Source organism: Planctomycetota bacterium (assembly GCA_038746835.1).
Lineage (GTDB): Bacteria > Planctomycetota > Phycisphaerae > Tepidisphaerales > Tepidisphaeraceae > JBCDKH01.
Map to the genome: position 1 here is coordinate 1 of JBCDKH010000020.1, position 21,725 is coordinate 21,725.

Annotated in this window: 23 protein-coding genes; all 23 read right to left on the bottom strand. The window is 66.5% G+C overall.

Translation table 11 applies throughout. From position 1 onward, the window contains the following. Nucleotides 1-184: 184 nt before the first annotated feature. Nucleotides 185-469, bottom strand: a complete 285-nt coding sequence (locus AAGI46_03830) for a hypothetical protein (protein MEM1011334.1) — start codon at nucleotides 467-469, stop codon at nucleotides 185-187. Nucleotides 470-481: 12 nt separating this feature from the next. Continuing rightward, the gene (locus tag AAGI46_03835) at nucleotides 482-1,477 is read right to left on the bottom strand and encodes a MinD/ParA family protein (protein MEM1011335.1); all 996 of its coding nucleotides are present in this window, start codon (nucleotides 1,475-1,477) and stop codon (nucleotides 482-484) included. Nucleotides 1,478-1,506: 29 nt separating this feature from the next. Continuing rightward, nucleotides 1,507-2,790: a flagellar biosynthesis protein FlhF gene (flhF, locus tag AAGI46_03840; GenBank protein ID MEM1011336.1), complete on the bottom strand. Its 1,284-nt coding sequence runs from the start codon at nucleotides 2,788-2,790 to the stop codon at nucleotides 1,507-1,509. A gap of 92 nt (nucleotides 2,791-2,882) precedes the next feature. Next, nucleotides 2,883-5,030, bottom strand: a complete 2,148-nt coding sequence (flhA, locus tag AAGI46_03845; protein MEM1011337.1) for a flagellar biosynthesis protein FlhA — start codon at nucleotides 5,028-5,030, stop codon at nucleotides 2,883-2,885. 106 nt (nucleotides 5,031-5,136) lie between these two features. Then, entirely contained in the window at nucleotides 5,137-6,219 is a 1,083-nt protein-coding gene (gene flhB, locus AAGI46_03850) for a flagellar biosynthesis protein FlhB (GenBank protein ID MEM1011338.1), read from the bottom strand. Between the two features lie 127 nt (nucleotides 6,220-6,346). Further along, nucleotides 6,347-7,162 carry a flagellar biosynthetic protein FliR gene (fliR, locus tag AAGI46_03855; GenBank protein ID MEM1011339.1) on the bottom strand — a complete coding sequence of 272 codons (816 nt, stop codon included), beginning with the start codon at nucleotides 7,160-7,162 and terminating at the stop codon, nucleotides 6,347-6,349. A 123-nt stretch (nucleotides 7,163-7,285) separates the two neighbouring features. Beyond that, a complete protein-coding gene (locus tag AAGI46_03860; GenBank protein ID MEM1011340.1) occupies nucleotides 7,286-7,546 on the bottom strand; it encodes a flagellar biosynthetic protein FliQ in 261 nt (86 codons plus the stop codon). Nucleotides 7,547-7,654: 108 nt separating this feature from the next. Next, a complete protein-coding gene (gene fliP / locus AAGI46_03865; GenBank protein MEM1011341.1) occupies nucleotides 7,655-8,527 on the bottom strand; it encodes a flagellar type III secretion system pore protein FliP in 873 nt (290 codons plus the stop codon). Beyond that, a complete protein-coding gene (locus AAGI46_03870) occupies nucleotides 8,524-9,165 on the bottom strand; it encodes a flagellar biosynthetic protein FliO (GenBank protein MEM1011342.1) in 642 nt (213 codons plus the stop codon). Before AAGI46_03870 ends, fliP begins: the two co-directional genes overlap by 4 nt. Then, nucleotides 9,162-9,752, bottom strand: a complete 591-nt coding sequence (gene fliN, locus AAGI46_03875; protein MEM1011343.1) for a flagellar motor switch protein FliN — start codon at nucleotides 9,750-9,752, stop codon at nucleotides 9,162-9,164. Before fliN ends, AAGI46_03870 begins: the two co-directional genes overlap by 4 nt. A 101-nt stretch (nucleotides 9,753-9,853) precedes the next feature. Then, nucleotides 9,854-10,420, bottom strand: coding sequence for a hypothetical protein (locus AAGI46_03880; protein ID MEM1011344.1), 567 nt, complete (start codon nucleotides 10,418-10,420; stop codon nucleotides 9,854-9,856). A gap of 95 nt (nucleotides 10,421-10,515) precedes the next feature. Then, on the bottom strand, nucleotides 10,516-10,710 hold the full coding sequence (locus tag AAGI46_03885; protein MEM1011345.1) for a flagellar FlbD family protein: 195 nt from the start codon (nucleotides 10,708-10,710) through the stop codon (nucleotides 10,516-10,518). Between the two features lie 17 nt (nucleotides 10,711-10,727). Beyond that, nucleotides 10,728-12,446 carry a flagellar hook-basal body complex protein gene (locus AAGI46_03890; protein MEM1011346.1) on the bottom strand — a complete coding sequence of 573 codons (1,719 nt, stop codon included), beginning with the start codon at nucleotides 12,444-12,446 and terminating at the stop codon, nucleotides 10,728-10,730. A gap of 80 nt (nucleotides 12,447-12,526) precedes the next feature. Beyond that, nucleotides 12,527-12,928 carry a flagellar hook capping FlgD N-terminal domain-containing protein gene (locus AAGI46_03895; GenBank protein ID MEM1011347.1) on the bottom strand — a complete coding sequence of 134 codons (402 nt, stop codon included), beginning with the start codon at nucleotides 12,926-12,928 and terminating at the stop codon, nucleotides 12,527-12,529. A 191-nt stretch (nucleotides 12,929-13,119) separates the two neighbouring features. Further along, nucleotides 13,120-14,448: a flagellar hook-length control protein FliK gene (locus AAGI46_03900; protein ID MEM1011348.1), complete on the bottom strand. Its 1,329-nt coding sequence runs from the start codon at nucleotides 14,446-14,448 to the stop codon at nucleotides 13,120-13,122. 24 nt (nucleotides 14,449-14,472) lie between these two features. Continuing rightward, entirely contained in the window at nucleotides 14,473-15,192 is a 720-nt protein-coding gene (locus tag AAGI46_03905) for a hypothetical protein (GenBank protein ID MEM1011349.1), read from the bottom strand. Continuing rightward, complete coding sequence (gene fliJ / locus AAGI46_03910) at nucleotides 15,189-15,695, bottom strand: flagellar export protein FliJ (protein ID MEM1011350.1); 507 nt, start codon at nucleotides 15,693-15,695, stop codon at nucleotides 15,189-15,191. Before fliJ ends, AAGI46_03905 begins: the two co-directional genes overlap by 4 nt. A 19-nt stretch (nucleotides 15,696-15,714) precedes the next feature. Then, nucleotides 15,715-17,145: a FliI/YscN family ATPase gene (locus AAGI46_03915; GenBank protein ID MEM1011351.1), complete on the bottom strand. Its 1,431-nt coding sequence runs from the start codon at nucleotides 17,143-17,145 to the stop codon at nucleotides 15,715-15,717. A gap of 12 nt (nucleotides 17,146-17,157) precedes the next feature. Further along, a complete protein-coding gene (locus tag AAGI46_03920) occupies nucleotides 17,158-17,859 on the bottom strand; it encodes a FliH/SctL family protein (GenBank protein ID MEM1011352.1) in 702 nt (233 codons plus the stop codon). A gap of 77 nt (nucleotides 17,860-17,936) precedes the next feature. Continuing rightward, nucleotides 17,937-19,013, bottom strand: a complete 1,077-nt coding sequence (gene fliG / locus AAGI46_03925) for a flagellar motor switch protein FliG (GenBank protein ID MEM1011353.1) — start codon at nucleotides 19,011-19,013, stop codon at nucleotides 17,937-17,939. Between the two features lie 45 nt (nucleotides 19,014-19,058). Next, on the bottom strand, nucleotides 19,059-20,744 hold the full coding sequence (locus AAGI46_03930; protein ID MEM1011354.1) for a flagellar M-ring protein FliF C-terminal domain-containing protein: 1,686 nt from the start codon (nucleotides 20,742-20,744) through the stop codon (nucleotides 19,059-19,061). Between the two features lie 82 nt (nucleotides 20,745-20,826). Further along, complete coding sequence (locus AAGI46_03935; protein ID MEM1011355.1) at nucleotides 20,827-21,126, bottom strand: flagellar hook-basal body complex protein FliE; 300 nt, start codon at nucleotides 21,124-21,126, stop codon at nucleotides 20,827-20,829. Nucleotides 21,127-21,307: 181 nt separating this feature from the next. Beyond that, nucleotides 21,308-21,715 carry a flagellar basal body rod protein FlgC gene (gene flgC / locus AAGI46_03940; GenBank protein MEM1011356.1) on the bottom strand — a complete coding sequence of 136 codons (408 nt, stop codon included), beginning with the start codon at nucleotides 21,713-21,715 and terminating at the stop codon, nucleotides 21,308-21,310. Nucleotides 21,716-21,725: the final 10 nt, after the last annotated feature.

The following is a 21,725-nucleotide window of genomic DNA, read 5'->3' on the forward strand; positions in this document are numbered from 1 at the left end:
AGGGTCCCGGCGGCAGTGCCGATCGTGCGACGCGTCATCCCGGCGACGTGCGACCGACCCGCGGATCCGTCCGCGGCAACGACAGTGTACCGGCAGCAGCCGCGATGCAAACCCTTGAAGGGCACAAAAGCAAACTTCCTGGTGACGTCTGATAAAGCGCGATCTGCCTTGGCCACACGGGTGCTCAGGCGACGTCGATCACGCCGCCCTGGGCCTCGGCTTCGGCGGCGAGGGCGTCTTTCTGTTGCTTGATGAGATCCCGGACCTTGGCCTCTTCGGCCTCGATCTTCTCGCGGACGATCACGCCGGCCATCATGCCGACGACGTAGCCGATGACGAACGTCGCGGCCATGCCTTGCAGCGCGACGAGGACGACGGTTTCGAGCGGATTGTCCCCGAAGATCGTGCCCGCCAGCAGACATGCGACGAAGCAGACGAGCGAGAGGATGGCCGCGATGCGGACCGGCATGAGTCGAGTCGGCTACGCCTTGCTTCGGCGAAGGCGGGTCAGGCGGGCGACCCGGCCGAAGAAGCCGTAGTCGCGCGGCAGCGAGGCCGCGACCCCTTCTTCCAATCGGGCTGCCAGCCGCTTGATCGCCACCGACGCCGACGCCGTCGGCTCGCCCAGCACGAATGGTCGACGCTTGCGGACCGCGCGGGTCACCGCCGGATCGAGCGGGACGAAGCCGGCGTCTTCGATCGTCGCGCCGAGGAACCGGGCGGCGACCTGAGCGACACGCTCGTAGACGCCGCGAGCTTCGCTGTTCGACTTGGCCTCGTTGACCAAGAGCGCGACGCGACCAGAGGCTGTGCCTTCGCCGGTCTTGGCTCGTTCCCGCAGGACGACCTTGATGGTGGCGTAGGCGTCAGTGATGGCCGTTGGTTCGGGCGTGGTGACGACGATGACCTGGTCCGCGGCGCCGGTGAAACTCAGGACGTTCGGGCTGATGCCGGCACCGGTGTCCACGAGGATGACGTCGGCCTCGTCTTCGAGCGGCTGGAGACTGTCGAGGAGTCGGCGGTGCTCCTGCTCGGGCAGGTCGGCCATGCGGGCCAGACCCGTCGCGCCGGCGGCGAGGCGGAAACCGCCCGGCCCTTCGGCCAGCACGTCCGCCAGGTTCTTGCGCCGCGCGACGACGTGCGCGAGGTTGTACTGAAGGTTGAGCCCGCAGACGACGTCGGCGTTGGCAAGGCCCATGTCGGCGTCGAGGAGGATGACGCGTTTGCCCGCGCGGGCGAGCGTGGTCGCGAGGTTGACGGCGATGTTCGTCTTGCCCACGCCGCCCTTGCCGCTGGTGACGGCGATGACTTTGGCGCGGCGTTGTCGTGGTGCTCGCGTCTCGCGCTGGACGGGCGCGGTCCGTTGGCTCGCCGGCTTGCCGCCCCGCCGTCGGACCAGATCGCGCAGGCCCTTCGCCTGATCGTCGGCGGCGCGTGCGACGGGTGCGGTCGGGTTGGCGAAGCTGAAAGCGCTCATGCGAGTCTTCAGGGACAATCGACAATCACTCAGGCGACGGCGGCTGCGGGTGTCTCGGCCTCGGCTTCGAGGATCAGCGAGGCGAGGCGTTTCGCACAAGCCGGCTCGATGTCGGCCGGGACGTTCTGGCCGTGCGTCACGTAGCTCAGCGGCAGGTTGGCCTCGGCAGCGACGTCGACCAGCGCGCCCAGCTCGGCGGCCTCGTCGAGCTTGGTGAAGCAGAGGCGATCCGTCCGCAGACCGGCGAACCGCTTGAGGGCCATCTTCAACGAGCCGGCACCGTGATTGGCCGAGAGCACGAGGTGGACTTCCGCCGGATCCGCAGCGGTCAGGAACTCGTCGAGCTCCGCCAGCTTCACCGCATCGCGCGGACTTCGGCCGGCAGTGTCGATGATGACGAAGTCGTGATCGGCGACGCGGGCGATGGCGTCCTTCACCTCGCGCGGCTCGCTCACGACAGCCAGCGGTGCGTCGATGATGTCGGCGTACTTCTTGAGCTGGTCGATCGCCGCGATGCGATACGTGTCGATCGTGACGAGCGCGACGGTGGCGTTTTCCTTGAGTTTCAGGTTGGCCGCGAGCTTGGCGACGGTGGTCGTCTTGCCGACGCCCGTCGGGCCGACGAGTGCGATGACGGTCGGCTTGCCCTTGCCGCGGCGACACGACGGGCCAGCCTCGGCGAGACGTTCAGCGAGGGCCTTGTGGACCAGCTTGTCGAGCGCGGGCCGGTCGGTCGCGTCGGCTCGATCGCGTCGCTCGACGGCCTCTTTGATGACGGCCGACGCGTGGCACTGGCTGACGCCTGCGTCGAGGAGTCGGCGGAAGATCGGCGAGGCGTCGTCGGGCAGGTGCGGCGTGCGGCTGTTCTGGACCTGGTCGACCAGCTCGCCGACGAGCTCGCGGAGTTGGCCGACTTCTTTCTGTACGCCCAGGTACGCCGCGGCCGCCCCGCCGGTGGATTCGAGCAACGCTTCGCCCGGCTTCCTGGCAGCGGCGGCGCGTGGGCGTGTGGCTTGTGCCGGTCGAGGCTGCGGACGACGCGGCATGCGCAGCCCTTGGCCGGCGGTGATTTCGACGTGCTCGCGCTTGAGCAGCCCGAGCCAGCGGCGCGTCGCGACGTTGCGCGTCGCGAGGATGACCGCGTTGGTGCCCAGCTCGTTCTTCACGGCGTCGAGGCAGAGGCTCATCGTTGGCGCGGTGAACCGGCGCAGTTCCATCTGCCCGGCGGGCGGAGCTTCGTCGCGCACAGCCGGCTTGGCGGTGCGGCGTGGCCGGGCGGCGGTGGGCGGCGGGGGTTGGAGGGTCTGGGTCATGGTGCCTCGCGTCCTGCAAGGGCTGGGTAAGACGCCGGTTCCACCGGCACACGTTGTTTATCGGGCGTTGATGGTCTCGTGCGACAGTGCGGTCATGTCGCCTCCAGTCCGGCCATGGCGACGGCTTCGATCTGGACGTCCGGGACGATTTCGTTGTAGCCAATCACGGCCACCTGCGGCAGCGTCGCCTCGAGCATCCGACGCATCGCCAGACGCACGTGCGGACTGCACAGCACGACCGCCGGGCGACCGGTCGCGGTGAGTTCGGCGACCTTTTCCGCCACACGTTGGACGACCGCGCGGGCCGTCTGCGGCGGCATGGTGTTCGTCGTCGCACCGCTGGCCTCGTCGCGCTGCAGATGCTGCGCGACGGCGTCTTCCAAAGCGGGGTCGAGCGTGACGCAGTGGAGGCGATCTTCCTCGTCGACGTGCTGCTTGCAGATCGTGCGGGCCAGCGCGTTGCGGCAGTACTCGGCGAGGACTTCAGGGTCTTTGGTGCGTGTGCCGTAGTCGCCGAGGGTTTCGAGGATGGTCTCGAGGTCGCGGACGGGCACGCGCTCGCGAAGCAGGAGCTGCATGACCTTCTGTACCTCGCCGATCTTGACGACGCCCGGCACGACCTCGTCGACCAGCGCCGGCACGCGTTCCTTCAGGCCGTCGACGAGGCGGCGCAGGTTTTGTCTGCCCAAGAGCTCGCCGGCGTGTCGGCGGATGATTTCGGTCAGGTGCGTCGCGACGACGGCGGACGCCTCGACGACGGTGTAGTTGAGCAGCTCGGCCTCGGGCTTCTGCGGCTCGGTGATCCAGTAGGCCGGCAGACCGAATGCCGGCTCGACGGTGGGCGAGGCATGCTTGAGTTCACCTGCGACGATGCCGTTGTCCATCGCCAGGAACTGATCCGGGAAGGCTTCGCCGCGGGCGACGGGCATGCCGCGAATCTTGATCTGGTAGTCGTTCGGGCCGAGGCGCATCTCGTCGCGGATGCGGACGCTGGGCACGATGATGCCGAGTTCCTGGGCGATCTGACGGCGGATCATGCCGACGCGGCCGGGCAGCTCGCCGTTTTGCCGCGGGTCGATGAGCGAGACCAGGCCGTAGCCGACTTCGAGTTCGAGGGCGTCGACTTCGAGTTCCTGCTCGATGGGCGCGGGCTTCTGCTCCTCGGCGGCGGCGGAGGAGAGACGCTGTTTGTCTTCGAGCTGGGCCCGCTGTTTCGTGCCGCGGTCGAGCATGAAGGCCATCGCGCCGCAGCACAGGCCGATGGCCAGCAGCGGCATCGTCGGCAGGCCCGTGAAGGCCATGAGTCCGAGGAAGGCGGCGGCGATCGCGAGCGGCTTCGGATTGGCCGAGAGCTGGCTGACGACCTGCTCGCCGAGTTCCGCGCGGGTCGAGCTGCGCGTGACGATCAGGCCCGCGCCCAGCGCCGTGATGAACGCCGGCACCTGACTGACGAGGCCGTCACCGATGGTCAGCCGCGTGAACAGCTCGGCCGTGTCACCAAGCGGCCAGTCGCGTTCGACCAGGCCGACGTACATGCCGCCGGCGACGTTGACGAGGGTGATGATGATGCCCGCGATCGCGTCGCCGCGGGTGAACTTCGACGCACCGTCCATCGCCCCGTAGAAGTCGGCCTCCTGGCTGATTTCCTCGCGACGCTTGCGCGCCTGCTGCTCGTCGAGCAGCCCGGCGTTGAGGTCGGCGTCGATGGCCATCTGCTTGCCGGGCATCGCGTCGAGCGTGAACCGCGCGGCCACTTCGCTGATGCGCGTCGCACCCTTGGTGATGACGACGAACTGGATGACGAAGATGATCGCGAAGATGATGAACCCGACCGCCATCGACCCGCCGGTGACGAAGTCGGCAAACGCCTTCACGACCGCGCCGGCATCGCCCGCCGCCTGAGCCGGACCCGCCCCGCCTTCGCCGGCGGTCAGGATGAGCCGGGTCGTCGCGACGTTCAGCGTCAGCCGGAACATCGTCACCGCCAAGAGCAGGCTCGGCAGGACGGCAAACTCCAGCGGCGACTTCACGTACATCGCCGTCACCAAGAGCACCAGACTCAGCGTCAGGTTGATGACCAGCAGCAAGTCCAGCACCGCCGGCGGCAGCGGGACGAGCAAGACGAGCAGAAGCGCGATGCACGACGCCGGGAAGATCAGGCCCCGGTGCTTGACCAGTCCAGCCAACACCGACGCACCAGGTGCGGCAGGTGAAGCGGATTGAGACGCAAGCGTGGTCATGCGGCAGTCCGTTGCCGACCTCGTGAAGGTGCCCGACGACGTCCGATGAACGTCCAGTCGGTCGAGCTGTCACCGCGGCATCCATGCCTCGGCGGGCCGTCGTGATTCAGGCGGCGCCGGCCAGCTCGCGTTCGAGCCGGTAGACGTATGCCAGAAGTTCCGCGACGGCGGCGTAGAAATCTTCGGGTATTTCCTGCCCGACTTCAATAGCCCCGTACAACCCCCGAGCAAGCGGCGGTCTTTCCACGATCGGCACACCGTTGGCCGACGCGACCTCGCGAATGCGCTGGGCCATCAGGTCCGCCCCCTTGGCCACAACGCGTGGAGCCTGCATCGAGTCCTCGTCATACTTGATCGCGACCGCGAAGTGTGTCGGGTTCGTGACGACGACGTCGGCCTCAGGCACGTCCTGCGCGATCGATCGCATCGCCTGCTGCATCTGGATTTGGCGACGTCGTTTTTTGACCTCGGGGTCGCCTTCCATCTTCTTCATTTCGTCCTTCACCTGCTGGTGCGTCATCCGCAGGTCTTTTTCATGACGCTGCCGTTGGTAGAAGAAGTCGATGATCGCGATGAGCAGGAGCGCGGCCGCGACCTTGGCGGCGACGATCAGCACGCTCATCGCGGCCGCCGGTGCGACAGCGGCCGGGTCGATCCGCTGGAGCCCGACGATCTTGCCCAGCTCGGTCGAGACGGCCCACCAGGCGACGAGCGTCACCGCGATCAGCTTCATCAGGTTCATCGCGAAGCCGACGTACGTTTTCGCCGCGAAGAAGAGCTTTTTCGCCCCGGCGAACGGATTGAGGATCTCCGCCTTGGGTTCGAGCTTCTTGAACGCGACGAGGAAGCCGGTCTGAATCACATTGCCTGCCACGGCCGCGAAGGCCAGGACCAGCATGATCGGGCCCATGCCCAGCGCGATCTCCAGGACGATCGTCTTGGCCATCGCCATGACGCCCTCGACCCGCGTCGCCTCCCGCGGCGGGAGCTCGGCAATGCTGACGAACGTCACGTTCAAGATCGACTCCCACAGCCGCGGCCCGAGGATCCACAGCGCGATCAACGACCCGGCCAGCACGACGGACGCGGCCAGGTCCTGACTCTTGGCGACGTTCCCCTCCTGCCGAGCCTCCTGACGCCGCTTGGGCGTCGGATCCTGGGTCTTTTCCTGGTCCTGATCGTCGGGCATGGGCGAAGGTCAAGGAAGATCCGTCATCCTGAGCGAGCGAAGCGAGTCGAAGGACCTCGATTGAGCGGACGTGCAGAACCGGGCTAGGTCCCTCGGCTGCGCTCGGGATGACGGAGCGAGAGATTTCTCAGGTTTGTGTCCACAGCCGCGTCGCCAGATCGAGGCCTTCGTCGAGGGCGCCGTTGAGCAGGTAGGCCGTGGCGGCGAGGCCGGTGATGACGATGGTCAGGCCGACCAAGGCGCGGAGGCTCAGGCCGACGGAGAGGAGGTTGAGGGCCGGGATGGTCTTGCCGAGCATGCCCAGTGCCAGGTCGACCACGAGCATCGAGCAGCAGATCGGAGCGGCGATCCGCAAGGCCAGCGTCGCACACGCGAGCAGCGCCTCGACGAGCAGATCGAGCGTCGCGGCGTCGACGGCGAACGAGAGCGGCGGGACGTGGTCGAAGCTGTCGCGCAGGCCGAGCAGCATCGCGTGGTGCCCGTCGAGCGAGAGGAAGATGAAAAGCGTGAGGATGAAGTAGAGATCGCCCAGCGGGTTGCCGCCGACGTCACTGCGGGCGTCGATTGCCCCGGCGAGGTTGAAGCCCATCTGCTGCCCCGCCACGCCGCCGGCCCAGCGTGCGGCGTTGAAGGCGAGCGACAGCATGAGTCCGGCCAGCAACCCGAAGCCCAGTTCGCCGACGATGCCGGCCGCGAGTCGCCACGGTTCCTGCGGCAGTTCGCCCGACACCGGCAACCCTCCGCCGACCGCGAGCGACAGCGTCATCGCGACGGCCAAGTACAGCTTGACCGGCCGGGGGATGCGATCGCTGCCGAGCATCGGCGCGATCATCATCAGGCCCATCAGCCGGAACGCGACGAGTGCGAACTGCTGCGGCACGCCTGCGAGCGACGCCATCTCCCACAGGGCGTTCGGGTCGAAGTTGCCGGGGAGCGGTGGCATGGAACGTCGTCGTCATGCGCCTCCGTCATCCTGAGCGAGCGCAGCGAGTCGAAGGACCTCGTCTGGAAGATCGTCCAGAGGCAGGCGAGGTCCCTCGGCTGCGCTCGGGATGACGGAGGAAACTCACCAACCCCCGCCGAATGTCAGTTCGGCGAACTGCAGGATCTGCCGACCTGCCCATGGCAGCGAGATGATCGCCGCGCCGAACATGGCGGCGATTTTGGGGATGAACGCCAGCGACTGTTCCTGCACCTGCGTCACCGCCTGAAGCAGCGACACCGCCACGCCGACCACGAGGCCGGCGATGAGGATCGGCGCAGCGCAGATGAGCGTGAGCATCAACGCCTGACGGATCAGTTCGATCCCGATGTCCATGTCGGCCATGAGCGGAAAGTGTGAAGTATGAATGGTGAATGCTGAAGTCAGAAGTGAAACTTGAGAAGCTGGTGGGCGTTGTCCGGCCGCATTCAGCATTCCTATTTCACACTTCTCTTATCCCGTCAGGGCGAAACTGCCCATCAGACTCGCGACCACCAGGTGCCAGCCGTCGACGAGGACGAACAACAGCAGCTTGAACGGCAGCGAAATCAGCACCGGCGGGAGCATCATCATGCCCATGCTGATCAGCACGGCCGAGATGATCATGTCGATGACGAGGAACGGCAGGTAGACCTTGAAGCCCATCAGGAAGCCGACCTTCAGCTCGCTGAGCGCAAAGGCCGGGACGAGCGTGGCAGTCGAGACGTCGCCCCAGGTTTCGGGCGGCTCGTTGCCGGAAAACTGCTGGAACGTCAGGACGGTCGAGTCGTTTCCGGCGGCCTGGATCTGGGCGATCATGAACTCGCGCACCGGGCCGGTGCCGCGTTCCCACGCCTCGGCCTGGGTGAGCTCGCCGGCCATGTACGGCGCGATCGCTTCGTTGTGGACCTTGCCGATCGTCGGGCCCATGACACACATCGTCATGATGAGCGCGAGGCCGGTCAGCACCTGGTTCGGCGGGAGCGTCGGGGCACCCATCGCCTGGCGCAAGAGCGACAGCACGATGATGATCCGCGTGAAGCTCGTGCAAAGGACCAGCAAGGCCGGCGCGAGCGACAGCACCGTCAGCAGGACGATGATCTGCAGCGTCGGCGCAAGGTTTTCGCGATCGGTCAGGTCCGGCAGCCGCAGCGTCGGATCGGCCGACGGCATCGCGGAGCCGAGCGGGCCTGGCTCGCTGGGCGGTGTCGCGCCCTCGAACTCGCCCCACGGCTGCTCCAACGGCGGCGGCGGCTCGAGTCCGGAGTCATCGCTGTCGACCTGCGCCGAAGCGGGTGCGACGAAACCGATCACGACAGTCAGAATGCAAAAGAGCAGACGAGTCACGACGCGCCCTCCTGTCGGTGGGCGGCGCTGAGGCCACGGACGCGTTCGATGAGGGAGCGGACGTCGTCGCCCAGCTGTGGAGGCGGCTCGGGCATGGTGTCGTCGTCGACGTCGACCTCGAACAGCGAAGAGCCGTTGTCGCCGCGGGCCTCGGCAAACGTCGCGGCAAAAGCGTCGGCCTTGAGCGGATCGTCCGTCGCAGACGCCGCACCGCACGCGGCCAAGACGTCAGCCACTTCGTCGCCATCGGTGATCTGGGCGAGGGCGTTCATGCCGTGGCCGGAGTCGCCGACGACGAGCAGGCGATGCCCGACGCGGAGGACAAAGACCTGGTGTTTTGGCGTGAGGTTGACGCGTGCCGCGAGCTTGACGGCCGACGCACCCGGAGCGCCCGGTCCACCGGGCATGAAGCGTCGCCACGCCCAGCCGGTCGCGACAATGAGCAGCCCGACGCCAGCCAGCGAAGCAAGGACGCGCGTCGCCGATGGGCCGGTGGCGGTGGTTTGCGTCGGTTCGGAGGAGGTTGACGAATCGGCCGCGATGATTGGCGTGTCGGCGAAGGCGTCTGCCCGTGCCGTGCTCGTCGTCCAGATCGCTCCTGCCACAACCGCCGCCGCGATGAGGGCGGCGCGGGTCACAGGTCGTCCTCCTTGGGCGTCTCGATGATCTCGTTGACGCGGACGCAGAAGTTGTCGTTCAGGACCAGCACCTCGCCGCGGGCGACGATGCGCTCGTTCACGTAGACGTCGATCGGGTCGCCGGCCAGCTTGTCGAGCTCGACGACCGAGCCCTCGACGAGCTTCAGCACGTCTTCGACCAGCATGCGACACCGGCCCAGCTCGATCTTCACGTCGAGGTTGACGTCCTTGAGCAGGTCGATGCCCGAGACCTGGGCTTCCTGCAGGACTTTTTCGAATTGCGGCAGGTTCAGCGAGGCCTCGTCGCCGCCAGACTTGGACGGCGTCGGGGTCGCGACGGTCTCGGCCGGCTTGGGTGAGGCCGGCGCGTCGGCGGTGACGGGGTCTTCGAAGCTGGCTCCGCTGAGCAGCGCGTCCAGTTCGTCGATTGCCTCTTCGACGCCGGCGACGTTGGGGTCGACGTCGGGCTTGGCGTCGGGTTGCGTACCGCCCGGCGGCTCGTCGGTCGGGCCGTCGTCACCGAGGGCACCGTCACCGAGCGCTTCGAGGTCCTGCGCGAGATCGTCGTTGGATGGATCCTGGGACAAGCGGCCCTCCTGGCCTGGAGCAAGATGGTCGCCCGCAGATGCGGACGAGCCCGCCGGCATCCATGCAGGCGGGCGACGTCAGAGCCAGTTTCGGCCGTTTTCTAGTAACTCGTGCGGTACGGGATGCACCTTGGCACGAGCACTTCTTCGATCAGGCCGTCGCCGACGATGAGGTCGAGCTGGTACTTTACCTGGCGACGCAGCGTTTCCAAGCCCGGCTCGGCCGATCCGTTGAGTTTTTGTGGATCGATGCTCCGGACGATCCGCGTCATGCGATCCCGGACGAGACTCGTGCTCGCGGCCAACGTCGCCTGAACTTCCTCGGCGACGTCGGGCTTGACGAGGACCGTGATGTCGACGTCGTACAGATAAGTCCGTCCGTCGAGCTGGTTCTGGGCGCGGAACGAGTCGACCGGCACCTCGACCAGAGCTGTGTGGTCATCGACGTGCACTTCGATCGGATGGCCGTGCTCGTCGAGGAGGATCTCGCCGGCTTCGGCATCGGCCGGTCCGCCGCCCATGCCCTTGAGCACGGCGAACAGGATGACGGCTTCGATCGTCATCGCCCCGCCGACAATGACGGGCAGCTTGGTGAGGAGGCCTTTGATTCCGCCCTTCTTGGCAGTCTCGTCGCCTGTCGATTTGTCTTCAGAAGTGTCGTCGGCCATCGCGGAGTCCGTTAGTCGCGTCGGGCGGGCGCTGGCGTCCGTTGCCAATCCCTACCGGGCACATCGGCGCGTCGGGCGACCGGGTTGAGGCAACTTCAGTCCAACAGCGGTCTTCGGCAGCGACGGGCGTAATCGATGGATTGTCGGACCACGTCGGCGATGCGCTCCTTGACGACGACCCGCTCGCCGCCATCGAGCGAAATGAGCGTGTCGGGCGTCTCTTCGAGCGACCGAATCTTCTCCGCGTTCAAGATGAACGATTGGCCGTTGAGCTTCGTCAGGGCGATCATCAGAAAGAGGTCAGGCCTTACCGGCTGGTGTTGAGGAGTTCGGTCATCAGCTCGTCGCTGGTCGAGATGACGCGGCTGGCGGCGCTGAAGCCGGTGGAGGCGATGATCAGGTTGATGAACTCGCCCGAGAGGTCGACGTTGGACAGCTCCAACGCGCCGCTGCGAATGCCGCCCGCCAGGCCTTCGAGCGGAGCGCCGATGCGGGGTTCGCCCGAGTTGCTGCCGACGGAGTAAAGGCTGTTGCCGTTGTCCGTGAGGCCCTGCGGGTTATCGAAGGTGGCGAGTCCGACCTGTCCGAGCTTGCCGGTCAGGCCATTGTCGAAGGTGCCGGTGATGGTGCCGTCCTGCCCGATGCCGAAGCCGACGAGCGTGCCGATCTTCGTGCCGTCCTGCTGAGCAAAGAACTCGCTGTTCGTGTCGGCCAGCGCGGTCACCTTGGCGAAGTCGAGGGCGATGTCGACGTTCGGCTCGGCCCCGGTGCCGTCTCGGTTGACGGTGAGCGTGCCGTTGGTCGTATCGATGAGCCGGCCGCTGTTGTCGAAGTTGACGGTGCCGACGCCGACGACCTGCCCTGCCGTGCCGGAGTTGAAGCCGGCGTAGTCGGAGTCGTCGGGCGTGGTGGCGATGAAGCGCCACTGTGTTCCGCTGTTGCTGGTCTGTTCGAGGTTGAGTGTGACGTCGACGCGGACCGGCACGCCCAGCGAGTCGTACGCGATCATCGAGGTGTGGATGGTCTCGCCGGCCGGGTCGTCCGCGACGCCGCCGGCCGTTGTGCCAGCTGCGAAGCCGAAGAGCGGCGTGCCGTTGAGCGTGAGGTCGCTGCCCTCGATCGCGACGGCGTTGCCCGTGCCGGTGTTGCCGACGAGGACGAGTTGGCTGCCCGTGGTCGGGCCGGCCTTGAGCTGCCCGCCGCTGACGGCACCCGACGGCTGCGTGATGCCGCTGGCGACGCCCAAGCCCTGCTGCATGAAGTCGGTCAGGTCGGCGACGGTTGTCGTCGCATCGATGGTCAGCGAGAGCGTCTCCTGACGACGACCACCGCGTGTGCCGGCGAGTTCAAGCGTGTCACCGATCGCGAAGTACGGAACGGCCGCGCCGTCTTCGACGGCAGTCAGCGGTGTCGCAGGCGTCAGCGGACCGCCGCCGGCGAAGAGTTCGACGTTGCTGTTGAGGACGCTGGCACCAGTCGAGATGTCGCCGGCCGCGTTGAGGTTGCCCGAAAGGAAGGCGTTGCGTGTCGCCTCGGCCTTGGTGAGTCCGCCGATGGGAATGTTCACGTCGCCGAGCTGTCCGGCGAGGATGTTCTCTTCGTCGTCGACGCCGAAGCCCTGGACGTATTGGCCGTCGCTGGAGACGAGGTTGTTGCGCGAGTCGAGGCTGAAGGAGCCGTCGCGGGTGTACATCTGTTCCTGGCCTCGGACGATGAAGAAGCCGTCACCGTCGACGGCCAGGTCCGTTTGCCGGCCGGTGGGCTCGATGGAGCCTGGCGACCAGTCCTTTTCGATCGACCCGACGGCGGCACCCAGGCCGCGCTGATCGGGGTTGCTGCCGCCCGCGTCGCCTGACGGCGGGCTGCCGCCCGAGTCGGTGACGTAGAACTGCGGCTTAAACAGCGCACGGCTGGCCTTGAAGCCGACGGTGTTGACGTTGGCAATGTTGTTGCCGACGACGTTGAGCCGCGTCTGGTTGACATCGAGCCCGCTGAGACCGGTGAAGAGCGTTGAGGTAAGGGCCATTGTTTAAGGGCGGAGAGAGAAAGGCGAAAGGAGGAGGGTCAGAGGGCTGATGCGTTGCGTTCGACTTCCGCGTTCCGCAGCTACGAGACGTTGGTCACCTTCGTCAGGTCGACCTGGTAGCCGGTGTCGAGTTCGAGTTTGACGTCGTCGCCTTCGACTCGGATGGAGGTGACTTGCCCGGTGACTTCGAGGGTTTCGTCGCCAACGCTGGTAAAGCCGCTGACCTCTTTGCCGATGAGGTTCCCGGCCGAGGCGAGGTTGTTCTGGAGGACCATCGTCGTGAGCGACTCCTGCAGCTTCGTCGAGCTTTCGAGCTGACCGATCTGGCTCATCTGGGCGAGCAGTTCTTCGTTCTTCGTGGGTTCCAGCGGATCCTGGTTCTGGAGCTGGGTGACCATCAGATTGATGAAGTCCTCCGTCGTCAGGTCGAAATTCGACGTCGGCGTCGAGGCCGGCGTACTGCTGGAGATGGCGTCGATCATGGTGGTGTTATCGGTCGAAGTCGCTTCCGCTCAGCACCTCACCTGCTCGAAAACCCTTCGAAAAATCAAAGAAGAAGCCGAGATGTGAGCGAAGCGATCATCCGGATCGGAGCGCACACGAGGCGCGCCCAGATCCGCGTGATCGCTTCGCTCACACGACGGCTTCGAGTTGTTCCGAGCTACCTACGACCTCACGCAGCTTCCGCGTACCAGCGTCGAATCGCTGCGGCACGGCGTTGTTGGTCGCGCTGTTCCTGGTCGGACTGATCGCGGGTCGCGCTGCGACCGTCGCCCTGACCGGACTCGTTCCCGCCGCGGCCTTCGGCCTCGCGGCCGGCGCTCAGACCGTCGGGGCCGCCGGCAGACATGCGGGTGACGTGGATGCGGTCGACGCTCACGCCGGTGCGCTCCAGCGAGGTCCGCAGCTGTTCGATCGAGCCGCGGACGAGACTGTGGGCGACATCGTTGCTCGTGCCGATCGAGGCGACCATCTCGCCGCCGGTGCTGACACGCACCTGAACGCGGACACTGCCGAGCGACGGCGGGTCGAGGCGAACGGTCATCGTCTTGCCGTTGGTTGATGCCGAAGTCGCGACGGCCTGCCGAACGGTGGCGACGGCATCATCGGCCGCCGCGTCCGGGGTCGGCATGGTGACGGCTGGCAGGCTGCTGGTGGTCGGCTGGATCGCTGGCCGTGTCGTTGCGACGGAAGACGCGACATCCACGCGGGCCTCGACGCCGGAAGACGTCGTGCCGGTCATGGCTTGGCCGGTGGGTTCGGCAGAGAGCGGCTTCATTGCCTCGACACTGCCGTCGGGACGAGCCGGCTGCGCATCGGCGGACGGTGTTGCGGGATTGGCGGACGTCGTGGCGACCGGACGGTTGGCCGAGACGGCGGGCGTCGCTTCGCCCTCGACAGGCGTGGTCGCCGTGCGATCGGCGAGCTTCTGTGTGGTCTTCGGGTCGGCCTGAACCGCGGCCGGCGTGTTGGCTGTGACCGCGTCGGTCGTGGTCGCAGTCGGCGCGACGGTCACGACCGGCTGAGCCTCGCCGTCGACTGGAACGGCCTCGGCGGCGACCGGTTGCATCGCGCTGACGACAAAGCCCTCTTCGGTCGTCGCAACGGCTCCGTCCGTCGACACGTCCGGCGTCTCCGCGGTCGGCGTCGTCGGAACGCTGATCGGCATGTTGGCCTCGAAGCCATCGCCCGGCACCGCAACGACGACATCCGCGTCGGCGGTCGGCGTGTCGGTCGGTGTCGCTGGCGACTCTTCGTTCGACGCTTCGCCGGTGGTCGGCTCAGGCTTGGTTTCGGTGACTGGCTCTTCGGCCTCGCGTTGTTCACGCTCGAGCGACTGCTTGAAGTCGGCGTCGCTCTTGTCGGTGGTGGCGTCGCTGCGATCGGCGCGAGGCTTGGTCGACGTCGTGTCGGCCGCCGAGGCCTTGGCGGGTGCGGGCGTCGCCTTGGGTTTGGCGAAGAGTGCGGCCGACGACGACAGGTGCGTGCTGGTGGGCGACATGGTGTTGGGTGTGCGTGTGCGGGTTCAGCGCGCTTCCGACCAGCCGGCCGTGATGGCGGCGTCGGTGTCGGTGGATTCGTTTTCGGCAACGCCCTGCCGCATGCCTTCGAGCAGGCGGCGGAGTTGCTGGGTGTCTTCGTCGTTCTCGAACTCTCGGAGGATCTTGCTCGCAGTGCGCGGCTCCATCGCTCGAAGGAACGCCAGTGCGATCTCATCCTCCAAGCCGGCGATGACCTTCTTGGCCTGCGGTGCCGGGAGTGATTCGTACAACGCGAGCGTGGCCAGGAAGCCCTCGTCGCTCAGCCGCGCCTCGGCTTCGTCGCGCTTGCCCTGCCATGTGGCGACTTCGCTCGCGTGCGTCTGCCGTGCGGCTGCGTGCTGACGAGATGCCGAATCGAGCTGCCGCAAGCGATCGGCGAGCTGCCGCTGCTGTCTGTCGAGCAAGGCCGAGCGGGCGTCGAGCTCGTGTTCGTAGTTCACGACGCGCGCGTCGGCCGGCTTGCCCGACTGGCTGTCGAGCATGGCCAGCAGTGCCTCCATCGGCGTGGGCTCGGCAGGCTCCTCCTCGGCCTCATCTTCGACGGGCTCGGGCGGAGGTGGGAAGAGCACCTCTTTGACGTCGGCGATTTTGTCCTTGTCCAGGCCCGATTTCTGGGCGATCAGACCCGCCGCGATGGCGAGGCCGATGAAGTTGATCGCGAGCGTGACGACCAGCGCCAGGACGAGTCGGTTGAGCATCTTCATGCCGACACCTCCTCGGCGGCCATGGCAAAGCCGGCGTCGTCAGCGATGGCGTCCTGGGCACGAAGGCCATCGAGCCACCGGCCGGTCGCGTCGTCGGCATCGGCGAGCTCGCGCCTCTGTTCGGCGTCGTCGTGTTCTTGTTTCTGCTTGTCGCGGAGACGCTCGAGCGCCTGCCGGCGACGCGTCTTTTCGGCAAGGGCTCGGCGTGCGTCATCGAGAAGGCGATCGGCCAAGTCGATGCGCTGCATCACGTCGCGGCCGCGCCTGGCGACGTCGTTCGTGTAGCGGCGATGGGCCGACAGCAGCGACGGATCGAGCGTGCCAGTGAGTCCGCCGTCGCGCAGATCCTGCTGCGCACCGACGAGGTCGTCGTTGAGCCGCATGAGTTCCTGGCGAAGCTGATTTGCGTCACGCTGTCGCTCGGCGACGCCTCGCTGAGCGGCTTGCTCCTCGCGGCGACGCAACTCGTAAGCGGCGGCGAGTTTGAAGACGAAGCGGGCCATTGCAGCGGGCTAGTTCGGGTCAGTTGCGCCTGGCGGGTTGCGGTTGCGAGGCCTGATGGGCGGCGGCACGGATGGTGTCGCGAAGCTGGAAGAGCTGGTGACGTGCGGAGTCGAGGTTCGTCGGTTGATCAGGCGTTTGCTGTAGAAATTCGGTGACCTGCTGCCGGACCGCGACGGCCGTGTCGGCTGCGACGTTCGAGCCCGGCACGTAGGCCCCGACGTTCACGAGGTCTTCGACCTCGGCGTAGTCGGCGACGGCCTTCTGCACGAGGCTCGCGGCGTCGACGTGGTTTTTATCGGACACGTCGGACCGCACGCGTGAGACACTTTTGAGCACGTCGATCGCCGGGTAGTGCCCACGCTCGGCCAGGGAACGGTCGAGCCAGAGGTGCCCGTCGGTGATGCCCTTGACGGCGTCGGGAATCGGTTCGTTGAAGTCGTCACCCTCGACAAGCACCGTGTAGAAACCGGTGACACTGCCATCGCCTGTGCTGCCGGCGCGTTCGAGCAACGTCGGCAGCATCGCGAAGACGCTCGGCGGAAAGCCCTTGGTCGCCGGCGGTTCCTTGGCGGCAAGGCCGATCTGCCGCTGTGCCTGACACAGACGCGTGATGGAGTCCATCATCAGAAGGACGTCCTTGCCGTGGTCGCGGAAGTGTTCGGCGATGCAGCACGCGGTCTTGGCGGCGCGAATCTTCATCAGTGGCGGCTCATCGGCCGTGCAGACGACCACGACGCAACGCTCCAGCGCTCCCTCGGCCAGGCCGGATTCGAGGAACTCGCGGACTTCGCGGCCACGCTCGCCGATGAGTGCGATGACGCTCACGTCGGCCGAGGTGTGACGACTGATCCACGAGAGCAACGTGCTCTTACCCACGCCGGGCCCGGCGAACAGGCCCATCCGCTGTCCGGTGCCGCACGTCAGCAGTGCGTCGACCGCGCGGACGCCGGTGGTCAGTGGCTCACGCACCAAGGCCCGGCCCATCGGCGGAATCGGCGGCGCGTCGAGCGGGCGGAAGTCGGCGACGCTGTGACTGGTGATTGGACCTTTGTCGTCGATCGGATCGCCGAAGCCGTTGACGACGCGCCCGAGCAAACCCTCGCCGCAGCGGATCCGTGGTGCGCCGGGATCGCCTTCGACGGAGTCGCCCGCGGCCACGCCGCCGATGTCGCCGAGCGGCATGAGCAGCGTGCGTGCGTCACCCTTCGGATCGCGACCGAAGCCGACGACCTGTGCCCGACACGGCGAGGCCGAGGCACCGGCGAAGCCGTCGCTCATGCGACTGATGCGGCACGTCGTGCCGAGCGGCAACGGAAGGTTGTCGGCTTCGAGCGTCAGGCCGCTCACCGCGGCGATCTGGCCGACCACACGCAGCGGCATCACGTCGGCCACGCTGCGCAGGTGCGAGGCGAGCGTCGAGCGAGGCTGCTTGAGCGTGGTGGCGACCATCGCGCGGGTGGCTTACTCGTCGGGAATGAGGTCAGACGCGATGCGGTCCAGCTGCGTCTGCAGGTCGGCGTCGATGAGCCCGCCCTGCGTGTAGACCCGGCAGCCGCCACGCTGAATGTTGTTGTCCTCGACCAGCTCGACGTGCGTCAGGGCCGGCCACTTTTCGTTGATTTCCGGCAAAAGCGACTTGACGAGGTTGAAGTCGGCCGGGTGGACGTTTAGCTTCACGTCGTGGGCGCGCATCACGAGTCGCAGCGCGGCGGTCGCGTTGGCGATGCAGACGTTCGGATCGAACGCACCGGCGCGCTTGACGATGCGCTCGGCGATTGCGACGGCCAGGTGCGGCACCTCGCCGCCGGCACGCGCGGCCAGCGAGGCGCGTTCGGCGTTGAACTCCTTGAGCGACTCCTTGAGCAGCGTGTGCAGCTCGCTCAGCCGTTCCCTCTCCGACGCGTAAGCCTCGGCCTTACCTTCGGCGGTGCCTTCGCGATGGCCGTCGGCGTGGCCGGCTTCTTTGCCTTCGAGGTAGCCGGCTTCGTACGCGGTCTCGCGTGCCCGAGCGGCATCAGCGCGAGCCTGGTCGGCGATGGCGACTGCCCGAGCTTTGGCCCCTTGCAGAAGCGCAGCGGCCTCGCCCTCGATATCCGTCATCGAGAACGACCGCAACGGCCGAACATCCGGCGAGGAAGCGGGCGTGGCCTTTAGGACGGGCATGTTGGAAAGTGATCGGAATCGAGGAGTCGAAACTCAGAAGGTTGAAGTCGAAGGTGCTTGCCTCGACTTCAACCGGCTCAGACGAGCATGTCCTTATCGCCGCCGCGACCTTCGATGACGATGTCGCCGGCGTCTTCGAGTCGGCGGACGATGTCGACGATCTTCTGCTGAGCCTGCTCGACGTCGGTGACGCGGACCGGGCCCATGAACTGCATGTCCTCCTTGACCAGCTTGGCTGCGCGTTCGGACATGTTGCGGAAGATCTTCTCCTTGAGGTTTTCGCTGGCAGTCTTGAGCGACAGGCTGAGCGTGTCGTTGTCGACGTCCTTGAGCACCTGTTGGATGCCCTTGTCGTTGACGAGCAGAATGTCCTCGAAGACGAACATGAGCCGGCGGATGCCTTCGACCAGTTCCGGGTCGTCGGCTTCGAGGCCTTCCATGATCGCCTTTTCCGTCGTGCGGTCGGCGAGGTTGAGAATCTCCGCGACGCTGTCGACGCCGCCGGTCTTTTCGAAGCTCTGCGAGACGATGTCGCTGAGTCGGTGTTCCAGGCCCTTCTCGACTTCCTTGATGACCTCGGGGTTGGTCGTCTCCATGTTGGCGACGCGCTTCACGACTTCAACCTGCTTCTGCGGGAGCAAACCGCCGAGGATTTCGGAGGCCTTAGCGGGCGGAAGGTGGGCGAGGATGAGGGCGATGGTCTGCGGGTGCTCGTCCTGGATGAACGCCATCAGGTTCGAGCTCTCCGCCTTCTGCAGGAAGCTGAAGGGCGAGGTCTGGACCTGCTGCGTGACTTGCTTGATGACGCGCTCGGCATCCTCGCCGAGGCTGGCCTGGAGAAGCCGCTTGGTGTAGTCGAGCCCACCCTCGGCGATGTAGCTGTTGGCGAGCGCGAGTTGGTAGAACTCACCGAAAACCGCCTTGCGAACCGGCGCCGCGACGCTGCCCAAGTCGGCGATTTCTCGGCAGACCTGCTCGACGGCGTCCGACGGCAACCGACGCAGAACCTCGGCCGCCTCCTGCTCGCTGAGGCCAAGGATCAGCACGGCGGCTTTGCGCAGGCCCGAGACGTTGTCCACGCTGTCGACGACCTCGCCGGCTTCTGCCGCCTCGCCCAGGGCAAGCGTGTCGGGAGTTGTCGCGGTGGCTGCCATGTGCGATCGAAAGTGCGTCTTCTAAATCGAAAGAGGCTGACGGCTTCAGCTCGCGCTGATCCAGCGCTTGATCAGACCGGCGGCCGCTTCGGGGTTCTCTTTGACGAGGGTCTGAACCTGGTCGACCATCTGGCCGGCCTGGAGCTGCTCCTCGGCGATCTCTTGGCCGACCAGCAACGCGTCGGCTGCGCCGGCGTCGGCGATTTCGTCCTCGGGGTTCGTTGGCCGCTTCGGTGAGAGCGCCGCGAAGTCCGCCGGGCTGAAGGCTCCGAGCGATTGCGACGTCGCCTGTGCCGGGCTGCGACGGGCCAGCGACGAGACGAGCACCAGCGCCGCAACCGCGAGCCCGATCACGGCGGCGGGTCGGCCGAACTGGTCGACGTAGCCCGACACGTTGGCGAGCGGACCGGCAGCGGCTTCGCTGGTGGCGATGCCGACGGTCGGGTCGCCGATCAAAAGTCCTTCGTCGGCATAGGTGACGACGGTGATGCGGCCGTCCTCGACGGTGCCCAGCAGCGAGCCGGCGGCTCGGGTGATCTCTTCGCGGACGACGTTCTCGTAGTCACGAAGCTGCTCGGGCGTCGGCTCGACGTCGCCGGACGAGCCGGAACGCCTGGCCCATTCGGTACGGACGTAGCTCAGCGGGAGTGAGACGGTGCAGCTGGTCGGCACCGTCTGACCGCCGCGGCTGAACCGCTCTTCGCGGGTTCGGCCGACTTCGACGAGGTTGGTTTCTTCGGTGACGCGCTTCTGTCGCGAGTCGCCCGTGTTGGCTCCGGAGTCGACTGAGAGCGCCGTGTTCGGCAGCAGGCCGGCCTGACCCCAGTCGTCGCTGCCGCCCTCTTCGACGTCGCTCTCTTCGCGGGTTTGCAGGGGAATGACGACTTTCGAGTCGGGGTCGATCTGCTCGGTGACGGTGCGTCGCGTGTCGTTCTGCACGCTCACGCTGACCGTGGCGCGGAGGCCGGGAATGTGCGAGAGCACGGTGAGCAGCTTGGTTTCCCAGTGTCGCTCGGCGGCGGCTTGCAGCTCGAGCAAGCTGTTGCCGCCGCCGGCGACGGAGTCTTCGTGGGTCACGCTGATGTGCCGGCCGTCGATGATGACTTCGACGTTCTGAGCGTCGAGCATCGCAAAGCCGGCGGCGACGTAGTGGCTGGCAGCTTCGGCGAGTTGGCGTGGCTGATCGACGCCGCCCGTCGTCTGGAGCGTGACGCCTGCGGTCGGCAGAATGTCTCCGCCGATTTGCTTCTTGTACTTCTCGCTGACGTGAACCTTGGCGTTGCGGACGCCGGGCCAGCGGCTGATGTTGGCGGCGAGTTCGTCCTGGCGTGCGGTGAGGATCGTGAGGTCGATCTTCTTGTGCGGGTCGAAGCTGCCGATGCGTCCGATGGCCTTGTCGAAGTGACGCGTCAGGTCGCCGGGCAGCTTGCGCTCCAGGGCGAGGAGGCTCATCGCTTCGTCGCGGTGCGTGGCGAGCACCATGATGCGGTCGCCCTCGACGACGGCCTCGATGTCGTTGCGGGAGAGCGTCTGGCGAATCTCGCCGAGTTGCTCGGGGGAGAGCGACTGTTCCAGAAGGCGCACGCGTTCGCCCGTCGCTGCCTGGCCGGTCCACCAGATGACGGTGACGGCCACGATGGCGACGAGGCTCAGCGCAAGCATCCGCTGGCTGGCATTAAGGCCGGCGAGCTGCTGCTGGATTTCCTGGAACTGTTGTTTGAGGCGATCCATCGCGGGGCGTTGTGGGACATCCTGTCCCCGGCCTGTTCGCTACCAAGGCCGACCCTCCGGGCCGGCCGACGTCACTCGGTCGTTAGACCGGCATGTTCCGAATCTCGTCGAAGGCGGCCATCAGCTTGGAGCGGACGGCGAGCAGCGTCTTGAAGGCAAGGTCTGCCTTCTCGACTGTGGCCAGCGTGCCGACCATGTCGTCGGTCTCGCCCAGGGCGAGCCTCGTCGACGCATCAGCCGCGGCGTGCTGCATGTCGTTCACCTGCGACACGAACCCTTTGGCCGAGTCGAGCATCGCGCCGAATCCGTCGGCCGACGACGACGCCGGCATCGCAGGGCTTGCGACCGGTGAAGAGAATGCGGGAGAAATGGTGTTGGTCATCGCTGTCTTCCTTGACGGCGTCTGCCCGGGGCACACTCGACTGATTTCATGCGACTGCTCCCAGTCGCACGCAACTCATTTGGAGTCGCGGGCGGCGAGCGTAACAGCCGCCGCCAATGAAACAAGCTGGTTTTCCGGGAAAACTGGTGTTTGCAGGGTGTTCGGTGTGTCAACTCGTGCGTCAGGCGATCATGCGAAGTGAACTGTTGAACATGCTTTTGGTCGTCTGCATAAGGGAAACGGCCGCTTCATAGGCGCGGCTGGCTTCAAGCAGATTCACCTGCTCGGTGGCCATGTCGATATTCGGGTACGCGACGAGTCCGGTGTCCGGATTGGCGTCGGGATGGTTCGGTTCGAACCGCTGCGTGAAGGCGCTCTGATCGGCGGCGATCTCCTTCACGTGCACGCCGGCTGCCTTCGGATTCTCCGCCGACCCAGGTGCCAGAACAGCGAAACGGCGTCGGTACGGCTCGGCCTCGCCGCGACTGTTGCGCGTGGTCTCGGCATTGAGCACGTTGCCGGCGATCGTGTCCATCCGCGTCCGTTGTGCACGGAGCCCGGCGGTGGTCATGTCGAAGGTGGAGAACATGGGAGTTGGG

What these genes read in the sequence shown, in the direction of transcription:
- AAGI46_03895 (MEM1011347.1), bottom strand. Translation starts at nt 12,928, where the DNA reads ATGATCGACGCCATCTCCAGCAGTACGCCGGCCTCGACGCCGACGTCG.
- AAGI46_03835 (MEM1011335.1), bottom strand. Translation starts at nt 1,477, where the DNA reads ATGAGCGCTTTCAGCTTCGCCAACCCGACCGCACCCGTCGCACGCGCC.
- flhA (MEM1011337.1), bottom strand. Translation starts at nt 5,030, where the DNA reads ATGACCACGCTTGCGTCTCAATCCGCTTCACCTGCCGCACCTGGTGCG.
- AAGI46_03890 (MEM1011346.1), bottom strand. Translation starts at nt 12,446, where the DNA reads ATGGCCCTTACCTCAACGCTCTTCACCGGTCTCAGCGGGCTCGATGTC.
- fliG (MEM1011353.1), bottom strand. Translation starts at nt 19,013, where the DNA reads ATGGCAGCCACCGCGACAACTCCCGACACGCTTGCCCTGGGCGAGGCG.
- fliR (MEM1011339.1), bottom strand. Translation starts at nt 7,162, where the DNA reads ATGCCACCGCTCCCCGGCAACTTCGACCCGAACGCCCTGTGGGAGATG.
- AAGI46_03880 (MEM1011344.1), bottom strand. Translation starts at nt 10,420, where the DNA reads ATGGCCGACGACACTTCTGAAGACAAATCGACAGGCGACGAGACTGCC.
- AAGI46_03935 (MEM1011355.1), bottom strand. Translation starts at nt 21,126, where the DNA reads ATGACCAACACCATTTCTCCCGCATTCTCTTCACCGGTCGCAAGCCCT.
- AAGI46_03885 (MEM1011345.1), bottom strand. Translation starts at nt 10,710, where the DNA reads ATGATCGCCCTGACGAAGCTCAACGGCCAATCGTTCATCTTGAACGCG.
- AAGI46_03860 (MEM1011340.1), bottom strand. Translation starts at nt 7,546, where the DNA reads ATGGCCGACATGGACATCGGGATCGAACTGATCCGTCAGGCGTTGATG.
- flhB (MEM1011338.1), bottom strand. Translation starts at nt 6,219, where the DNA reads ATGCCCGACGATCAGGACCAGGAAAAGACCCAGGATCCGACGCCCAAG.
- AAGI46_03930 (MEM1011354.1), bottom strand. Translation starts at nt 20,744, where the DNA reads ATGGATCGCCTCAAACAACAGTTCCAGGAAATCCAGCAGCAGCTCGCC.
- fliJ (MEM1011350.1), bottom strand. Translation starts at nt 15,695, where the DNA reads ATGGCCCGCTTCGTCTTCAAACTCGCCGCCGCTTACGAGTTGCGTCGC.
- AAGI46_03905 (MEM1011349.1), bottom strand. Translation starts at nt 15,192, where the DNA reads ATGAAGATGCTCAACCGACTCGTCCTGGCGCTGGTCGTCACGCTCGCG.
- AAGI46_03920 (MEM1011352.1), bottom strand. Translation starts at nt 17,859, where the DNA reads ATGCCCGTCCTAAAGGCCACGCCCGCTTCCTCGCCGGATGTTCGGCCG.
- AAGI46_03915 (MEM1011351.1), bottom strand. Translation starts at nt 17,145, where the DNA reads ATGGTCGCCACCACGCTCAAGCAGCCTCGCTCGACGCTCGCCTCGCAC.
- AAGI46_03830 (MEM1011334.1), bottom strand. Translation starts at nt 469, where the DNA reads ATGCCGGTCCGCATCGCGGCCATCCTCTCGCTCGTCTGCTTCGTCGCA.
- flhF (MEM1011336.1), bottom strand. Translation starts at nt 2,790, where the DNA reads ATGACCCAGACCCTCCAACCCCCGCCGCCCACCGCCGCCCGGCCACGC.
- AAGI46_03900 (MEM1011348.1), bottom strand. Translation starts at nt 14,448, where the DNA reads ATGTCGCCCACCAGCACGCACCTGTCGTCGTCGGCCGCACTCTTCGCC.
- flgC (MEM1011356.1), bottom strand. Translation starts at nt 21,715, where the DNA reads ATGTTCTCCACCTTCGACATGACCACCGCCGGGCTCCGTGCACAACGG.